The sequence below is a fragment of the Acinetobacter sp. ANC_7635 genome, assembly GCF_056779945.1.
In genome coordinates this window covers 34,149-50,216 of record NZ_JBWYIS010000011.1, presented here as the reverse complement: position 1 = coordinate 50,216, position 16,068 = coordinate 34,149, and the positions used below count along the sequence as shown (strand labels likewise).

Sequence of the window (16,068 nt, the reverse complement as noted above, 5' to 3'; positions counted from 1 at the left end):
CCAAAAAAGGAGAGCTGAAGGCTCTCCTTTTGATTAATTTATTTGACTTCGATTAATTCAACATCAAAAATGAGTGTGCTGTTTGGTGGAATCGTACCAGGAACGCCCTGTTCACCATAAGCCAGATTCGATGGAATGTATAAGGTTGCTTTACCGCCTTCCTTCATCAATTGTAGGCCTTCGGTCCAACCAGGGATGACCTGATTCAACGGAAATTCAATCGGTTCACCACGTTCAACCGAGCTATCGAAGACTTTGCCATCAAGTAATTTACCGGTGTAATGCACTTTAACCACGGAGTTTGCAGCAGGTTGTTTGCCTGTACCTTCTTTGCTGACGAGATACTGCAAACCAGAAGCAGTTGTTTTAACATTCGGTTTTTTTGCATTTTCAGCAAGGAAGCTATTGCTTTGTGCATTGGCAGCTTTAGAGTCTTCGACTTTCTTTTCTTCTAATTCTTTTTGTAAAGCCACATAGGCAGTTTGCAGTTCTTCATCGGTATAGGCACGTTCTTTTTTAGCATGCGCTTCACGGACACCGACAATAAACGGATCAATGGCAACTTCAGGAGGAGTTTGGCTGGCAACTTCATAACCGAGTGCATAACTGATTTTATCAATCGGTTTTGCATCTGCAGTCATGCTAGAAACTGTCGCAGATGTTGGATGTTGACTTGCATAATAAACAGGGACGAGCGCAGCACCGCCTAAAACGACAGCAACAGCGATGGGTAAAGCTTTACTCATGAGATTTCCAATTATTTTCAATTCTATGTGCGACATTCTAAAATCGCGGAACCAAAACAGCATAGCGTCAATTCACTTTCAGCGATATAGAATTTCAATGAAATCAACAAAATTTCACAAATATACAGTGCTTGATCGGCATAAAAAAAGCCTGAATAGATCAGGCTTTTATTCAACAATAATTAATCATTGTCCTTTGAAGCTTTATATGCATACGCATAGTTATAACCATAGCCATAACCCGCTGCATTACGTTGAATGTCATTTAGAATAAAGCCATTTACTTTAACACCGGCTTGTTCGAAACGATTGACTGTGATTTCGAGTTCTTTCATTTGTGTCTTCGCATAGCGAGCAATGACAATATTCACACCTGCATATTGCGAAATGATAATACCATCAGTCACCGCAAGTATAGGTGGTGTGTCAATGATCACATGATCAAACTGTGTTGAAAGCTGTTCAAGCAACTGTTTGAATTTTTCAGAACTCAGCATTTCAGACGGATTAGTCGGACTCTTACCACGAGTGATCACACTTAAACCAGCGACTTCAGTGTCTCGAATAATATTTTGTAGAGAGTGCTGATCAGTCATGTAATCAGTCAAACCTGGCTGTGTTTCAATATTGAAATATTTGTGTAGATAACCACGACGTAAGTCAGCATCAATAATCAAAACACGTTTGTCGGCTTGCGCTAATATTGTTGCTAAATTGGTTGAAATAAATGATTTACCCACTTCAGGTGCAGGACCAGAAATCATAATCACATTATTTCGAGCTGAACTCAGCGCAAAATGAATCGCCGTGCGCATACTGCGTAAACTTTCAATCGCAATATCATCGCTATTCTTAATGGCAAGAATTGGGATTTTCTTATGCTTTTTCAGCATCTTAATTCGGCTTTCTTGCACTGGAGAACGCGGTACCGTTGCATAAACCGGCAGATCTAATTCATTTTCAATTTGACTAGAATCTTTGATGCCTGAACGCATCATATTACGTAACAGCGCCAGAAGTGTCCCGAGGAAACCGCCGACAAATATTGATAAAACTAAAACAATAAGTTTCTTAGGTTTAATCGGTTCAATCGGTTCTACGGCAGTATCAACAATTCGAACATTACCAATTTCACCCGCTTTCGCAATTCGAAGTTGTTGGTACGAATTAAGTAAAGCTGTATATAACTGTTGTTTGACTTCAACTTCGCGGAATAACTGTAGATAGCGACGTTGCAAGTCAGGGAGTTGTTTTAATGTGCCATCCAATTCATTAATTTTTTTATTGATCGCGCCAAGTTGAGCGTTCATTTGTTGCATGATTGGATGTTCATTGGTGTATTTCGCACCCGCTTCAGCGACTTTTTGCTCAAGTTCTGCTTTTTGTGTTTCTAAGGCAACACTTTGCGTAAGATACAATTCAGATTCTTTGGTGACATCAACCGTATTAAAGCCTTGACGGAATTTGTTAAATTCACGTTCGGCGACATCCAGTTGTTGTTTTAGTTCTGGGAGTTGTTCATCCAAGAATTTGAGCGTTTGCGCAGTTTCGGCAGAACGTCGCTCTACATTTTGCTGACTATACGCATTTAAAATCGTATTCAGGACTTTTGTAATATGCTCTTTATCTTGACCTTGATAGTTTAATCCTAAAACACCAGTCATTTTCCCTTTTTCAGCCACTGAATAGTTAGCCAAAAGTGATTTCATCGCAGCAGGCAAAGACTGTTTGGTGATGAGATACCGGTCATTCAATTGATCTTGTGTACGAATCTCAACTTTCCATACGCCATCACGGGTAGAGCTTTGATTGAGTTGGTTTACTGAACCTTTTAGCACCACTTCTTCGGTTTTTATATCCGTCAGGGTAAATTGTTTCTCAGTAAAATTAAGTGCCAATGCACGGTCACGAAATTTCTGAGGAACATGGAAATGGGGAATCGCAAAAGATTGTTCGTCATCGTTAAAAATCACAGATTGACGTGAATAATTGGTCGAATAGTCATGTGGTGCAAACAACCGATCGAAAAATGAGTTTTGAGTACCTTCAATTTTTAAATCAAGATTCAATTGATTGATTACTGAACCGAGGACTAATCGAGATTTCAAGATTTCAATTTCTGCTTGAGCGGGTTGTTTCTGCTCAATCATACTTGAGAGATCACCCAAAAGTGCAGCTGATGTACCTTTACTTTCTTCAACTTGGACCAAAGCATCAACAGAGTAGGTATCTGGTGTTGTACGCAAGTAGAGTAGGGCACAGACCAGACTCAAAATCACACACAAGGCAATCAGTTTCCATTGTGCGATTAATGAAAAAAATAATTCTTTTAAATCAATTGTATCTTCGGTATTCGCGGTTTGACTCATAATCTTTATTCAAAATATTAAAGGTGTTTTTTCCAATCAGCGATACAATCCTGAATCAACTGACAGGTGTCATTAAAGAATGCTTGATCGTGTTGGTAAGGATCCGCAATATTTTTTTCACGCCAGTGCCCCAAGCGAAAGGTTTTTCCTTTTGCGTATGGCCATGTTTGTTCGATATGCTTCTGTTGGTTCTGGCTCATGACAAGAATCAAATCCGCATTTTTGACCAATTCAGCATTCAGTTTGCGCGCCACATGATCTTGCATATTTATACCGAAATTTTGCATACATTGTAATGCTTTATCATCTGCAGGATGACCAACTAGACCAGAAATCCCAGCAGAGTGTATGTTTCGATCAGGGTACACATCTTTTAGGAAATATTCTGCCATGGGGCTTCGACAGATATTTCCAATACATACCACTAAAATATTTTGAAAATTCATCAATTCCCCAAACGATCTAAATTATATAAAGCATTGGAGAAAGGAATAACCTGGTTGACCACACGTTGCCAGCGCGTTAGACCCGTTGCATCGACATAAACAATATCATTACTTTGCATTTTAAACTGATTAGCGAGACCAAAATTAGCAATGCTAGACAGATCCATATGAAAGATTTCAGTCATAGGTGAGTCACTTTGACTTCTAACGACGTAAATTTTACTGCTGCTTGCTGACAATGGATTCAGGCCTAAGCTCTCCCCAATCACATCACTCAAAGTCATGCCTTGATCACGCATCGGCAGGGACTGGTTTTTACCTGACTCACCCATGACATAGATTTTTTGGTTTTCGCGAGAGTTGACATAAATCGTATCGTTAGCTTGCACCAAAAGATTGTGTAGCGAAAACCCTGCTTTCTCAAGTTCAATCGAATTTAAATTATAAGTTTGACCATTTCGAACGAGGCTAATCGATGTATTCGCACCAAATTGTGTGTTGACGCCACCAGCTAAGCCAAGCGCCGTATAGATACTGGTGGGTTGATCATTTAGTGTATATTGACCACCTTTCATGACATTGCCCTGTACTGAATAACGTTGACCTTGGTAAGACAAAACTCGAGCGATGACATCAGGTGTTTTTAAATAACGGGCAAGTAACTGACGAAGTTCTTGATTCACTTGATCTAAACTTTTGCCAGCCGCTTTATAACGTCCAATAATCGGAAATTGAATATACCCACGAGAGTCGATTTGATAGCCATTGGATTTAATGGCTTCTTCATTATTAATGGTATTGGTGGGCGGTGTAATTTCTGGATATGCCCATAGATAAATGGATAATACGTCACCAGCACTGAGTAGATATTGTTTTTGATTTTGTAGAAACAAATGTCCCAAATCTTGGTGAACATTGACTTGTGCAGGTTGAACAGCAAAAAGGGACTCTTGAGTGAGTTTGATGACATTGACTTGAGTGCCCAAATCCGTCTGAAAAACACCTTCTTCAGGTAAGTCATAGGTTTGAAGACCTGAGGTAACAGCACATCCTGTAAAGCTTAAACTTAATGCCAACAGCAAACTATAACGATAGTGACTCACTCGTATTCCTATATTGTATACATTTATGATTATTCAAAAATTAATCTTAACTTAACTATATAAAGTTAAGCGACATTTTATACCAATTAAAACAATAAATATATCTTACCCAAGCTATCTTTATGTTTTAAATGCAGAAAGTATAACTTCTCTGACTTAAAGGAGTTTAATAAGAGTAATTTTTATCAAACTATTAATGATGTAGAATATCCATTTTAGAGCATATATAAGGCTTCAGAGATGTATGATCTCTATAATCTAAAAATTGCCATTATCGGATTGGGTTACGTCGGTTTACCGCTCGCTGTTGAGTTTGGTAAAAAAGTTCCTGTCGTGGGCTTTGATATCCATCAAAAACGCATTGATGAGTTGCGTAAGGGGCATGACTATACATTAGAGGTTTCATCAGAAGAGTTAGCGCAGTCTACGCAGTTGATTTATAGTGCGAATTTAGAAGATCTAAAAGACTGTAATTTATATATTGTCACAGTGCCCACACCAATTGATGAATATAAACAGCCAGATCTTATCCCACTTGTTAAAGCATCGCAAAGTATTGGGCAAGTTCTGAAAAAAGGCGATGTGGTGGTCTATGAATCTACGGTATACCCAGGTGCGACAGAAGAAATCTGTATTCCTGAACTAGAAAAAGCATCAGGTCTTAAATTTAACCAAGACTTCTTTGCAGGTTATAGTCCTGAGCGTATTAACCCAGGTGATAAATTGCACCGTGTCACCAATATTTTAAAAATCACTTCAGGTTCAACGCCAGAAGTCGCTGAATTTGTCGATGAAGTTTATAACTTGATTATTGAAGCTGGTACCCATAAAGCAGCGAGTATCAAAGTCGCTGAAGCAGCTAAAGTGATTGAAAACACCCAACGTGACGTGAACATCGCGCTGATCAATGAGCTTGCAGTGATCTTTAATAAAATGGGCATTGATACCGAAGCGGTGCTGCAAGCGGCTGGCACGAAATGGAATTTCTTACCTTTCCGTCCGGGTCTAGTGGGTGGTCACTGTATCGGTGTGGATCCGTACTATTTAACCCATAAAGCCCAAGCGATTGGCTATCATCCTGAAATTATTTTGGCAGGTCGTCGTCTCAATGATGGCATGGGTGCGTATGTGGTGACTCAGCTTGTGAAAGCCATGCTAAAAAAACGCATTCAGGTGGAAGATGCCAAAGTCCTGATTTTGGGTCTCAGCTTTAAAGAAAACTGCCCCGATATTCGCAATACCCGCATCATTGATATCGTGAATGAACTCAAAGAATATCATATTGATGCCGATGTCTATGACCCATGGATTGATGCTCAAGAAGCTAAGCATGAATATGGCATTCAGCCAATTTCGACTTTAGAAAATGGCAAATATGATGCCGTGATTTTAGCGGTGGCACATGATCAGTTTAAAGCGATGGGTGCAGATGCTATCCGTGCTTTGGGTAAATCTGAACATGTATTGTATGACTTGAAATATGTGTTATCTCAAGCCGAATCTGATTTGCGTTTGTAAGAGGACATATTTTTCATGAATCAATATCAACAGGTATGTGAGCAACTGAAAGTACAGCCAAAAACATGGCTGGTGACAGGCGTTGCAGGTTTTATCGGCTCAAACCTTTTAGAAACTTTACTCAAGCTTGATCAAACTGTGGTGGGTTTAGATAACTTTGCTACAGGTCATCAGTATAATTTAGATGAAGTGCAAGCATCTGTGACCACAGAGCAGTGGGCGAAATTCAGCTTTATTGAAGGTGACATCCGTCAATTTGCCGATTGTCAAAAAGCCTGTGCCGGTGTGGATTATGTTTTGCATCAAGCGGCTCTGGGTTCAGTACCACGTTCAATTGCAGACCCGATCACCACCAATGAAACCAATATCAGTGGTTTCCTCAATATGCTGACTGCGGCACGTGATGCCGCTGTTGCAAGCTTTACTTATGCGGCAAGTAGCTCAACCTATGGCGATCATCCTGCATTGCCAAAAGTCGAAGAAAATATTGGCAATCCATTGTCACCTTATGCGGTGACTAAATATGTGAATGAGCTGTATGCCGATGTATTTGCTCGGAGCTACGGCTTTAAAGCCATTGGTTTACGTTACTTCAACGTGTTTGGTAAACGCCAAGATCCAAACGGTGCTTATGCGGCAGTGATTCCAAAATGGACGGCATCGATGATTGATGGTGAAGATGTCTTCATCAATGGCGATGGTGAAACCAGTCGTGATTTCTGTTTTATCGACAATACAGTACAAGCCAATATTTTGGCAGCAACTGCATCCGATGAGGCGAAAAATCAGGTCTATAACGTGGCTGTGGGTGATCGTACTACGCTCAATGACTTGTACCGTGCGATTCAATTAGCACTTGCGGAAAATGATGTGCATTTTGAACGTGATCCGGTGTACCGTGATTTCCGTGCTGGTGATGTCCGTCATTCACAAGCGAGTATTGCCAAAATTCAGCAATATTTGGGCTATGCACCTGAATTTAAAATTGCCGAAGGCATTCAACTGGCGATGCGTTGGTACGTCAATAACTTAAAATGATCTTGAGCAGATGATTGCGAAACTATTCGCAAAGTATCAGTCGATTGGGCTGATCACCTTAAGTTTATTGGCAGGTGCGATAATGACATTTATCGCACTTCCTCTTTTAACGCGCCTATATTCTGTTGCGGACTTTGGTGCATACGGCATTGCTTTAGCGATTGTTAGTGTTTTATCCACGGTGGCGAATTTACGTCTGGATCAAGCTTTATTGGTCGCTGAGGAACAGGATAAAAAAAGCCTGATTTTTGAAGGGGCGGTGTTCTCAACGGTCATTGCCATTATCAGTGGCATTGTCATTAGTTTTATTTTAAATGTTGAAATGGCCGGGGCTGTCGCGACTGGTGTGCTTGCCAATACCCTGATTCAAAGTATGTATAACTATCAATTTTCCGCACACAAAGAATATTTCTGTGCAGGTTTAAATATTTTCCGCAGTGCGATTGTGGTGGCGGTGCAACTGTCTTTACCGCTTGTCATGCAAATCAGTTTGGTGAACAGTTATAACATCAGCTCGATTCTCATGATTGTGGCGGTGTTGGTTTATTTGCTGAAGTATCAACTGTATCAAGTCAGTTGGCAGGCATTTAAACATTACAAAGATTTCATTTATAGCAATACCCCACATGCCTTGCTGAATAGTTTCTCGCATAATTTACCCTACTATGTGTTGTCGCATTTTGTCGGTGTGCAGGCGATGGGTTTTTATGCCATTGTCGAGCGGACTTTACGTGTGCCGATCAATCTGATTTCGCAAACCTTGCGTCAGTTCTTTATTCGCAAATTTAAAACCACAGAATCCAATCAAAGTGCTTTAAAGGCGAGTGTACTGCTCAGTCTGGTTTCACTACCTTTATTTGCCATTTTCTTTATCTTGCCTGAATCTCTATATTTATGGGTTTTTGGCAGTGCATGGGTCGGGATCTCAAGCTATTTCCAAATTTTAGCCTTGGGCTATTGGGCGATTTTCTGTAATCCACCTAGCTCGGCTTTTTTAATTGCTAAGCGCAACAGCCAAGTTTTATTTAAACTGCAAATCGTTGAACTGATTATCAAGTTCGCATTATTTGTAGGCTTATATGTTTTATTTGACGATAAAATTTATATGCTGTTAGCGGTGCCTGTGGCACTGATTATCTATAACTTTGCCATTTTATATGTGGTGTGGAGAAGCAAAAACTGATGTTTTTTAAATTCTTAAAACTGATGAATTGGTTCACTGCACAATGTCGTCAGCAATTTTATAACGTGGCGTTTGGCACGAAGTTTCGCTATTTCGGCAAGGGCTGTACGGTTGATATCAGTGGAACAGTGAAGATCGGCAACAATGTTTATATTGGCGATCATGTCAGTCTCATTGTTGAAAATGGTGCAGTGCTTGAGATTGCCGACAATAGCTTTATTGGTGAAAACTGCTATATCAAATGCTTTGGTGGCAAAGTCATGATTGGCAAAGATGTCAGCATCAATTCTAAGTCCTATATCAATGGCTGTGGCGGTGTGACCATTGGCGATAACACCCGTATTGGCACGCAAAGTATTATAATTGCCAGTAATCATAAATTTGGTGAGCCTGATCTTTTGGTCAAAGATGCGATTACCAAACTCGGTGTCAGCCTTGGTGAAAATATTTGGCTAGGCGCGCGCGTGACCGTTTTAGATGGTGTCACCATTCCAAGCAACAGCGTCATTGGTGCCTGTAGTTTAGTGTCTAAACCATTGGATGATGCTGGGGTTTATGTCGGTAGCCCCGTCAAGAAAATCAAAGCGCTTTAAGGCAAGCTTCATGTGTCTTTGACACGCATATCTTCAAGTGCATTTTCAGCGTAAAATATTCAGAGATTTTTCCCTCTTGTGAAACCTGACATAGGTCATGTATATGGCATTCATTGTTTCTGCTTTTCGACAGCTGTTTGATTTGGCTTATTTTATGGCCAAAGGCAGTGTGGCATATGCACGTAAAAAAGGGGTCAAAGTGGGTGAAAACTGCCGAATTTATATTAAAAATTGGGGCTCAGAACCGTTTTTAGTCTCCATCGGTGATCATGTCACGGTCACTTCAGGCGTGAAGTTTATTACCCATGATGGCAGTACCTGTTTGGTCAAAGATGCTCAAGGTAAACGCTATCAACGTTTTGCTCCGATTCAGGTCGGCTCACACGTGTTTATTGGCGTGAATAGTATTATTATGCCGGGCGTGAGCATTGGCTCCAATGTGGTGATTGGCGCAGGTTCGGTGGTGACCAAAGATATTCCTGACAATAGCGTCGCCATTGGCGTGCCGGCCAAAGTGGTGTCGAGCTTTGCTGATTATCAAGCCAGAATTCAAAGCACTTGTGCCAGTGACAGTGAACTCGTTGGCATTATTGATTACCGCGCACGTGTTGAACGTGCCATGGTGATTCAAGCCTCAAAACTCTCAGATTAATACGTTCCCATTTCATGTTATTTAGGTCATATTATGTTGAATAAAGTCATGTTCTTTTTGCCAAGCTTAGGTGGTGGCGGTGCAGAACGTACAGTCATTCAACTCGCCAATAGTTTTGCTGAACAAGGGCTGAGGATCCATTTGGGTGTGTGTGATCTAAATGGTGAAAAAGGGAAGCTGTTGCCTGAAGTGAGCCCTAAAATTGAATTGGTGAATTTCAATTGTGGTCGGGTGATAAATAGCATCACTGCATTAAAAATCAAAATGAAAACCGAGCATTACGATTGCTTAGTGGCCACCCAAACCCATACCAATATTGTCGCCGGCATTGCCAAGAAGTTAGGAGGCGTCAAGACACGGTTGATCTTTCGTGAAGTGTCGACGCCGTCAAAAAATATAAAGTTGCAAGGCATCGCCAAATTTGTACTGAAAACCTTGGTGAATTGGACGTATCCGATGGCACAGCAAGTGGTCTGTGTCTCTAAAGGTGTCGAAACTGATTTTCGTGAATATTACAGCTATAAGAAAAATAACATCAACACCATTTATAATCCTGTTTTAGATGATGCTTATTTCGAAAAGCTCAAAGCACCTGTGACACATCATTTTTTTAATAACAGTAATCAAGTCATTCTGGCCGTTGGGCGTTTGACTGAAGCTAAGAACTTTGGCTTCCTGATTCGTTCCTTTAAAGCTTTACATGATCAGCATGCCGATACACGTCTGATTATTTTAGGTGAAGGTGGGCTACGTGGCGAGTTTGAAGCCTTGGTGGCTGAGTTAGGCTTAAATGATGTCGTAGATTTACCCGGTTTTGATGCCAATCCCTATGCTTATTTTAAATATTCATCGTTGTTTGTTTTGAGTTCAAATTGGGAAGGTTTGCCGGGCGTTTTGATTCAAGCCTTGGCATCCAAAGTCAAAGTGGTCAGTACGGATTGTCCAAGTGGTCCGATGGAAATTTTAGACCACGCCAAGTTTGGCTTATTGGTCGAATGTAATGATCAAACAGGTCTAACCCAAGCGATGCAAAAAGCGATTTTTGCCGACTATGTACATTACTCAGATGCCGATTTTGGCACGCATATTCAGCAGTTCCATAAACAAACCGTGCTGAAACAGTATATGCACATGATGGAGTCTGCATCATGAGTAAACCTTTAATGGTGCATGTGATTACCAACTTTGCAGGGGTGGGTGGTGCTGAAATGATGTTGGCACGCTTGATTCAATATACGGAAGATCATTATCAGCATGTCATTATTGCTTTGATGAAAACATCGGAGGTGTATCAAAGCACCCTTGATCGTTGCCATTCATATTATGCGCTCAGTTGGAATGGCATAAATACACTTGGAATCATCAAAAAACTGCGTGGACTACTCAAACAACTACAACCTAAAACCGTACAATGTTGGATGTACCATGCCAATGCGTTGACGAGTTTAAGTGTCATCGGTTTAGCCCACAAACCGAATGTCGTGTGGGGTATTCATCACTCGCTTGCATCACCGAAAGATGAATCGATCAGCACCAAAATTGCACTCGGTTTAAGTCAAATTTTATCGAAACAGCCAAGTGCCATTATTTACTGTGCACATTCATCGAAACAGCAACATACTGGTTTTGGTTTTAAAAATGCTCAACAGCATGTGATTGCAAATGGCGTATTTCTTGATAAATTTCAGCCGAATTTACAGCTCAATCAGCCAACGGTGATTGGGTTTGCTGGTAATTATCGACATGCCAAAGGTTATCCGTATTTGTTTGAAACTATGGGCTTGCTAAAAGATGAAAACATCATCTTTAAAATTGCGGGTGGTGGGGCAAGTTTAGAGAATCCTGACGTTAAAGCTTTATTTGAACAATATCAGTTAGATGCTAAAAAGGTTCATCTGCTTGATCAAATCTCCGATATGCCTGCCTTTTATCAATCGATTGATGCATTCCTGATGACCTCAATTACTGAAGGTTTCCCGAATGTGTTGGTCGAAGCGATGGCATCAGGTTTGCCGTGTATCAGTACAGATGTCGGCGATGCTAAATACATTGTACAGGATTTAGGCAGTATTGTTCCGCCACGTAATGCCCAAGCGTTGGCAGAGGCGATTTTACAATATGCACAAAAAACTGAAGTAGAAAAACAAGCTTTAAAACAAGCAACCCGTGAACGTGTTGAACAGAATTTCAGTATTGCGACCGTCAGCCGTCAATATATGCAGGTGTGGAGCCAACAGGCATGAAATTTTTAATGATCAGTAGTTTTTTGCCGTCGGTGCTGAATTTTCGTGGCAAATTATTGGAAGCGCTTTCTGCCCAAGGCTATGAGATTCATATCATGGCACCTGAGTTTGCCAACTTTCCGGAAGAACAGCAAAAATTACAGGCTTTGAGGTATTACTTGCATGAAATTCCAATGCAACGTACGGGTACGAATCCGCTTGCTGATCTCAAACTATTAAAAAACTTGTATCAACAAATCCGTCAAATTCAGCCGGATTATGTGTTGTCTTATACTATTAAACCGGTCATCTACGGCACGCTCGCATCATGGTTGGCAAAAGTACCGCATCGTTTTGCACTCATTACGGGTTTGGGCTATGCCTTTCAAAATGTCGAATCAGGCAAGCGCAGTCTTTTCCAAAAAATGGTGCATGGTTTGTATGCCCAAGCTTTAAAACATAGCGATAAAGTCTTTTTCCAAAATCCGGATGATTTAAAGCTGTTTCAAGACATGCAGTTGCTCGATGCCAACAAGCCGAATGTGGTGGTGAATGGGTCAGGGGTGAATGTACAAGATTTTGATGTGATGCCCTTACCGAAAAATGCACAAGGACAGGTCAAAGCATCTTTCTTGCTGATTGCACGCCTGCTCGGTGATAAAGGTGTACGTGAATATGCGGAATCGGCACGCATCATCAAAGCGCAATATCCCGAAGCAGAGTTTCATTTGGTCGGTTGGATTGATGATAATCCCTCAGCCATTTTGCAAACTGAACTCGATGAATGGATTGCCGATGGACGCTTAAAATATTGGGGTAAACTCAGCGATGTACGTCCTGCGATTGGGGAAAGCTCTGTCTATGTGTTGCCATCGTATCGTGAAGGTACGCCACGTACGGTTTTGGAGGCGATGGCGATGGGTCGAGCGATCATTACCACCGATGCCCCAGGTTGCCGTGAAACGGTAGCGCATGGTATCAACGGTTATTTGGTCGGGGTAAAGTCAGTCGATGATTTGGTGCAGAGCATGCAATATTTTATTGAAGATCCAAAACTCATTGAGTTTATGGGACAACGTTCACGTGAAATTGCTGTCAATAAATATGATGTGCATCAGGTGAATAAACATATGCTTGCTGCAATGGGAATCATCGATATCAATTTAGAGTCTGGCGCATGTTGATTAAATACATCAAAAGCGATTTATATCGTTATACGGGAAAAGTCAGTTTTAAATTGTTTATTAAAAACTACCTATTTAATCGCGGCTTTAATTTTTCATTTTGGTTACGTATTGCCAGTTCAAAAACGTTTTTAGCAAAACTTGCTTATCCCATTTATTATTATAAAAGAAAGCAATATGGGATCGATATTCATACCACGACTAAAATTGGCTATGGCTTATATATTGGACATGGTGGACCTTTAGTTATTAATCCCACTGCAGAGCTTGGGCATAACGTCAATTTATCTCAATTCACAACGATTGGTGCCAATGGTGGTCGTCGAGCAGCCAAAATTGGTAATAATGTTTATATTGGACCTCATGTTTGTATCGTGGAATCAATTACGATTGGTGATAATTCAACGATTGGCGCGGGTAGTGTGGTGACGAAAGATATTCCTGAAAATGCTACGGCTGTAGGAAATTATGCCAAAGTGATTCACATGAATAATGCAGGTCAATCTGTAAATAGACGTTGGACAGATCTTGACTAAGGGGCAGAGGAATTCAATGTTAAAACGTATTATTGATATCACCATTGCTTCCACGGCTTTAATTCTGCTGTCACCGGTGTATTTTATTGTGGCACGTAAGGTGAAAAAGAATTTAGGTTCACCAGTGTTATTTCGTCAGGTGCGTCCGGGTTTACATGGTAAACCGTTCGAGATGATTAAGTTCCGCACCATGAAAGATGCACTGGATACGGAGGGCAATCCATTACCCGACAGTGAGCGTCTTACCCCATTTGGTAAAATGCTGCGTGCAACCAGTCTCGATGAAATGCCTGAACTGTGGAACGTGATTAAAGGCGACATGAGTATCGTGGGTCCACGTCCCTTACTCATGGAATATTTACCTTTATATAATGAAGAACAAGCCAAACGTCATAACGTGCGTCCAGGCATCACCGGTTATGCGCAAGTGAATGGTCGTAATGCGATTTCATGGGAAAAAAAATTCGAACTCGATACATGGTATGTTGAACATCAGTCACTGTGGCTCGATTTCAAAATCATGCTGAAAACCGTGAAAAAAGTCATTGCCAAGGATGATATCAGTGCCGAAGGAGAAGCGACCATGACGAAATTTACCGGCACACCGGAACAAAAATAATGACAGCACTCTATGCAATTTATGGCGCTTCAGGTTGTGGGCGTAGTTTAATGCCTGTCGCTCGGCAGCAATTGGCGCGTGAACAAGATCAATCTGAAATTGTCTTTATTGATGATGCTTTGACAGAGATTGGTGTCGTGAATGGTCATCGTGCCATGAACTATCAAGCTTTTTTAAATGAATCAGCATCGACAAAATACGTACAAATCGCGATTGCCAATAGTCGGGTACGTGAAAAAATCGCCCAACGTTTAGAAGCTAATGGCATTGGGCTTTGGTCAATCTCTGCCGATAACGTCATTTTCATGGATGAAGTGCAAATCGCGGAAGGTTCAGCCTTAAGCCCGTTTGTCACCATTACCTCCAATATTAAAATCGGCAAATGCTTCCATGCCAATTTATATAGCTATGTGGAGCATGATTGTGTGATTGGGGATTTCGTTACCTTTGCGCCAGGCGTAAAATGCAACGGCAATATTCATATTCATGACCATGCCTATATCGGCGCAGGTGCCATGATTAAGCAGGGTACCCCCGATCAGCCTTTGGTGATTGGTAAAGGTGCGACTGTCGGTATGGGGGCCGTAGTCACCAAAAGTGTCCCTGCGGGCGCAACAGTGGTAGGTAATCCTGCGCGGATTGTCACCACTTCACAGTACTACGTTTTAGGAAAATTCCATGTTAAACAGTGCATTTGAGCCTTGGCCAAGCTTTACCCAAGCAGAAGCCGATGCGGTGTCTAAGGTTCTTTTGTCCAATAAAGTGAATTATTGGACAGGGCAGGAATGCCGTGAATTTGAAAAGGAATTTGCACAGTTTGTCGGAACCCAACATGCCGTTGCGGTAGCCAATGGTACAGTGGCACTGGATTTAGCCCTAAAAGCACTCGGCATCGGTGCAGGGGATGATGTGATTGTCACTTCACGTACCTTCTTGGCTTCTGCAAGCTCGATTGTCACTGCAGGTGCTAATCCGATTTTTGCTGATGTGGAACTCGATTCACAAAACATCTCACGTCGTACTATTGAAGCAGTGATTACCCCAAACACGAAAGCTATCATTTGTGTGCATTTGGCAGGTTGGATGTGTGATATGGATCCGATCATGCAACTCGCTGAGGAAAAAGGCATCTTCGTGATTGAAGACTGTGCCCAAGCGCATGGTGCGATGTATAAAGGCAAATCCGCAGGTTCAATCGGTCATATTGGCGCGTGGTCGTTTTGCCAAGACAAGATTATGACCACTGGCGGTGAAGGTGGTATGGTCACCACCCATGATGAACATCTTTGGAAAACAATGTGGTCGTACAAAGACCACGGCAAAAATTTTGATAGCGTGTATAACAAACAACATCCACCGGGTTTCCGTTGGTTGCACGACTCCTTTGGCACCAACTGGCGCATGATGGAAATGCAAGCGGTGATTGGTCGTTTGCAACTGCAACAAATGCCGGCATGGACAGAAAAACGTAATGCCCATATGGCACGCATCCAAGCGGCATTTGAACATAGTCCTTATTTCACAGTCGCTAAACCATCGTCAGATTATGTGCATGCAAGTTATAAATGCTACGTCCAAGTCAATATCGATGCTTTGCCTGAAGGCTGGTCACGTGATCGCATTATGGCGGAAATCAGCGCGCAAGCTGTGCCATGTTTTAGTGGTTCATGTTCAGAGGTGTATTTAGAAAAAGCCTTTGATGGAACGCCGTGGCGTCCAGAAACACGTTTAGCCAATGCAAAAGCTTTAGGTGAAAACAGTCTGATGTTCTTGGTGCATCCAACTTTGTCTGAGCAAAGTCTGCAAAAAACGGTAGATGCGATTCAAAGCGTGATTGCCAAGATTCACGCCTAAAACAG

At 41.5% G+C, this 16,068-nt stretch carries 16 protein-coding genes; 12 read left to right on the top strand and 4 right to left on the bottom strand.

The window, feature by feature from the left end; all coding sequences use genetic code 11:
• Positions 1 to 38: 38 nt before the first annotated feature.
• The 4 genes from bamJ to AC1M89_RS11770 all read right to left on the bottom strand — a co-directional run bounded on the left by bamJ (position 39) and on the right by AC1M89_RS11770 (position 4,664).
• A complete protein-coding gene (gene bamJ, locus AC1M89_RS11785) occupies positions 39 to 746 on the bottom strand; it encodes a BamJ family beta-barrel-assembly machinery protein (RefSeq protein ID WP_035267750.1) in 708 nt (235 codons plus the stop codon).
• A gap of 182 nt (positions 747 to 928) precedes the next feature.
• Positions 929 to 3,115, bottom strand: coding sequence for a polysaccharide biosynthesis tyrosine autokinase (locus tag AC1M89_RS11780; protein WP_481596468.1), 2,187 nt, complete (start codon positions 3,113 to 3,115; stop codon positions 929 to 931).
• Positions 3,116 to 3,132: 17 nt separating this feature from the next.
• Positions 3,133 to 3,561: a low molecular weight protein-tyrosine-phosphatase gene (locus tag AC1M89_RS11775; RefSeq protein WP_481596467.1), complete on the bottom strand. Its 429-nt coding sequence runs from the start codon at positions 3,559 to 3,561 to the stop codon at positions 3,133 to 3,135.
• On the bottom strand, positions 3,561 to 4,664 hold the full coding sequence (locus tag AC1M89_RS11770; protein WP_481590662.1) for a polysaccharide biosynthesis/export family protein: 1,104 nt from the start codon (positions 4,662 to 4,664) through the stop codon (positions 3,561 to 3,563). The genes AC1M89_RS11775 and AC1M89_RS11770 overlap by 1 nt, the downstream gene beginning before the upstream one ends.
• A gap of 240 nt (positions 4,665 to 4,904) precedes the next feature.
• Here AC1M89_RS11770 and tviB point away from each other — a divergent pair, with 240 nt between their 5' ends.
• The 12 genes from tviB (at position 4,905) to AC1M89_RS11710 (ending at position 16,063) form a co-directional block, all read left to right on the top strand.
• On the top strand, positions 4,905 to 6,182 hold the full coding sequence (tviB, locus tag AC1M89_RS11765; RefSeq protein ID WP_481596466.1) for a Vi polysaccharide biosynthesis UDP-N-acetylglucosamine C-6 dehydrogenase TviB: 1,278 nt from the start codon (positions 4,905 to 4,907) through the stop codon (positions 6,180 to 6,182).
• Between the two features lie 15 nt (positions 6,183 to 6,197).
• On the top strand, positions 6,198 to 7,220 hold the full coding sequence (locus AC1M89_RS11760; RefSeq protein ID WP_481596465.1) for an NAD-dependent epimerase/dehydratase family protein: 1,023 nt from the start codon (positions 6,198 to 6,200) through the stop codon (positions 7,218 to 7,220).
• 10 nt (positions 7,221 to 7,230) lie between these two features.
• Positions 7,231 to 8,403 (top strand): lipopolysaccharide biosynthesis protein, encoded by a 1,173-nt coding sequence (locus AC1M89_RS11755; protein WP_481596464.1) that lies wholly within the window; start codon positions 7,231 to 7,233, stop codon positions 8,401 to 8,403.
• On the top strand, positions 8,403 to 8,996 hold the full coding sequence (locus tag AC1M89_RS11750) for an acyltransferase (protein WP_481596463.1): 594 nt from the start codon (positions 8,403 to 8,405) through the stop codon (positions 8,994 to 8,996). Before AC1M89_RS11755 ends, AC1M89_RS11750 begins: the two co-directional genes overlap by 1 nt.
• Before the next feature lie 103 nt (positions 8,997 to 9,099).
• The gene (locus tag AC1M89_RS11745; RefSeq protein WP_481596462.1) at positions 9,100 to 9,648 is read left to right on the top strand and encodes an acyltransferase; all 549 of its coding nucleotides are present in this window, start codon (positions 9,100 to 9,102) and stop codon (positions 9,646 to 9,648) included.
• Positions 9,649 to 9,681: 33 nt separating this feature from the next.
• Entirely contained in the window at positions 9,682 to 10,800 is a 1,119-nt protein-coding gene (locus AC1M89_RS11740; protein ID WP_481596461.1) for a glycosyltransferase, read from the top strand.
• Entirely contained in the window at positions 10,797 to 11,891 is a 1,095-nt protein-coding gene (locus AC1M89_RS11735; RefSeq protein ID WP_481614247.1) for a glycosyltransferase, read from the top strand. The genes AC1M89_RS11740 and AC1M89_RS11735 overlap by 4 nt, the downstream gene beginning before the upstream one ends.
• Positions 11,888 to 13,054 carry a glycosyltransferase family 4 protein gene (locus tag AC1M89_RS11730; RefSeq protein ID WP_481614246.1) on the top strand — a complete coding sequence of 389 codons (1,167 nt, stop codon included), beginning with the start codon at positions 11,888 to 11,890 and terminating at the stop codon, positions 13,052 to 13,054. The genes AC1M89_RS11735 and AC1M89_RS11730 overlap by 4 nt, the downstream gene beginning before the upstream one ends.
• The gene (locus tag AC1M89_RS11725) at positions 13,048 to 13,590 is read left to right on the top strand and encodes a serine O-acetyltransferase (protein ID WP_104498391.1); all 543 of its coding nucleotides are present in this window, start codon (positions 13,048 to 13,050) and stop codon (positions 13,588 to 13,590) included. The genes AC1M89_RS11730 and AC1M89_RS11725 overlap by 7 nt, the downstream gene beginning before the upstream one ends.
• A gap of 16 nt (positions 13,591 to 13,606) precedes the next feature.
• A complete protein-coding gene (locus AC1M89_RS11720) occupies positions 13,607 to 14,209 on the top strand; it encodes a sugar transferase (protein WP_481596458.1) in 603 nt (200 codons plus the stop codon).
• Positions 14,209 to 14,907, top strand: a complete 699-nt coding sequence (locus AC1M89_RS11715; RefSeq protein WP_481596457.1) for an acetyltransferase — start codon at positions 14,209 to 14,211, stop codon at positions 14,905 to 14,907. The genes AC1M89_RS11720 and AC1M89_RS11715 overlap by 1 nt, the downstream gene beginning before the upstream one ends.
• Positions 14,888 to 16,063 (top strand): DegT/DnrJ/EryC1/StrS family aminotransferase, encoded by a 1,176-nt coding sequence (locus AC1M89_RS11710; RefSeq protein ID WP_481596456.1) that lies wholly within the window; start codon positions 14,888 to 14,890, stop codon positions 16,061 to 16,063. Before AC1M89_RS11715 ends, AC1M89_RS11710 begins: the two co-directional genes overlap by 20 nt.
• The last annotated feature ends 5 nt before the right edge of the window (positions 16,064 to 16,068 follow it).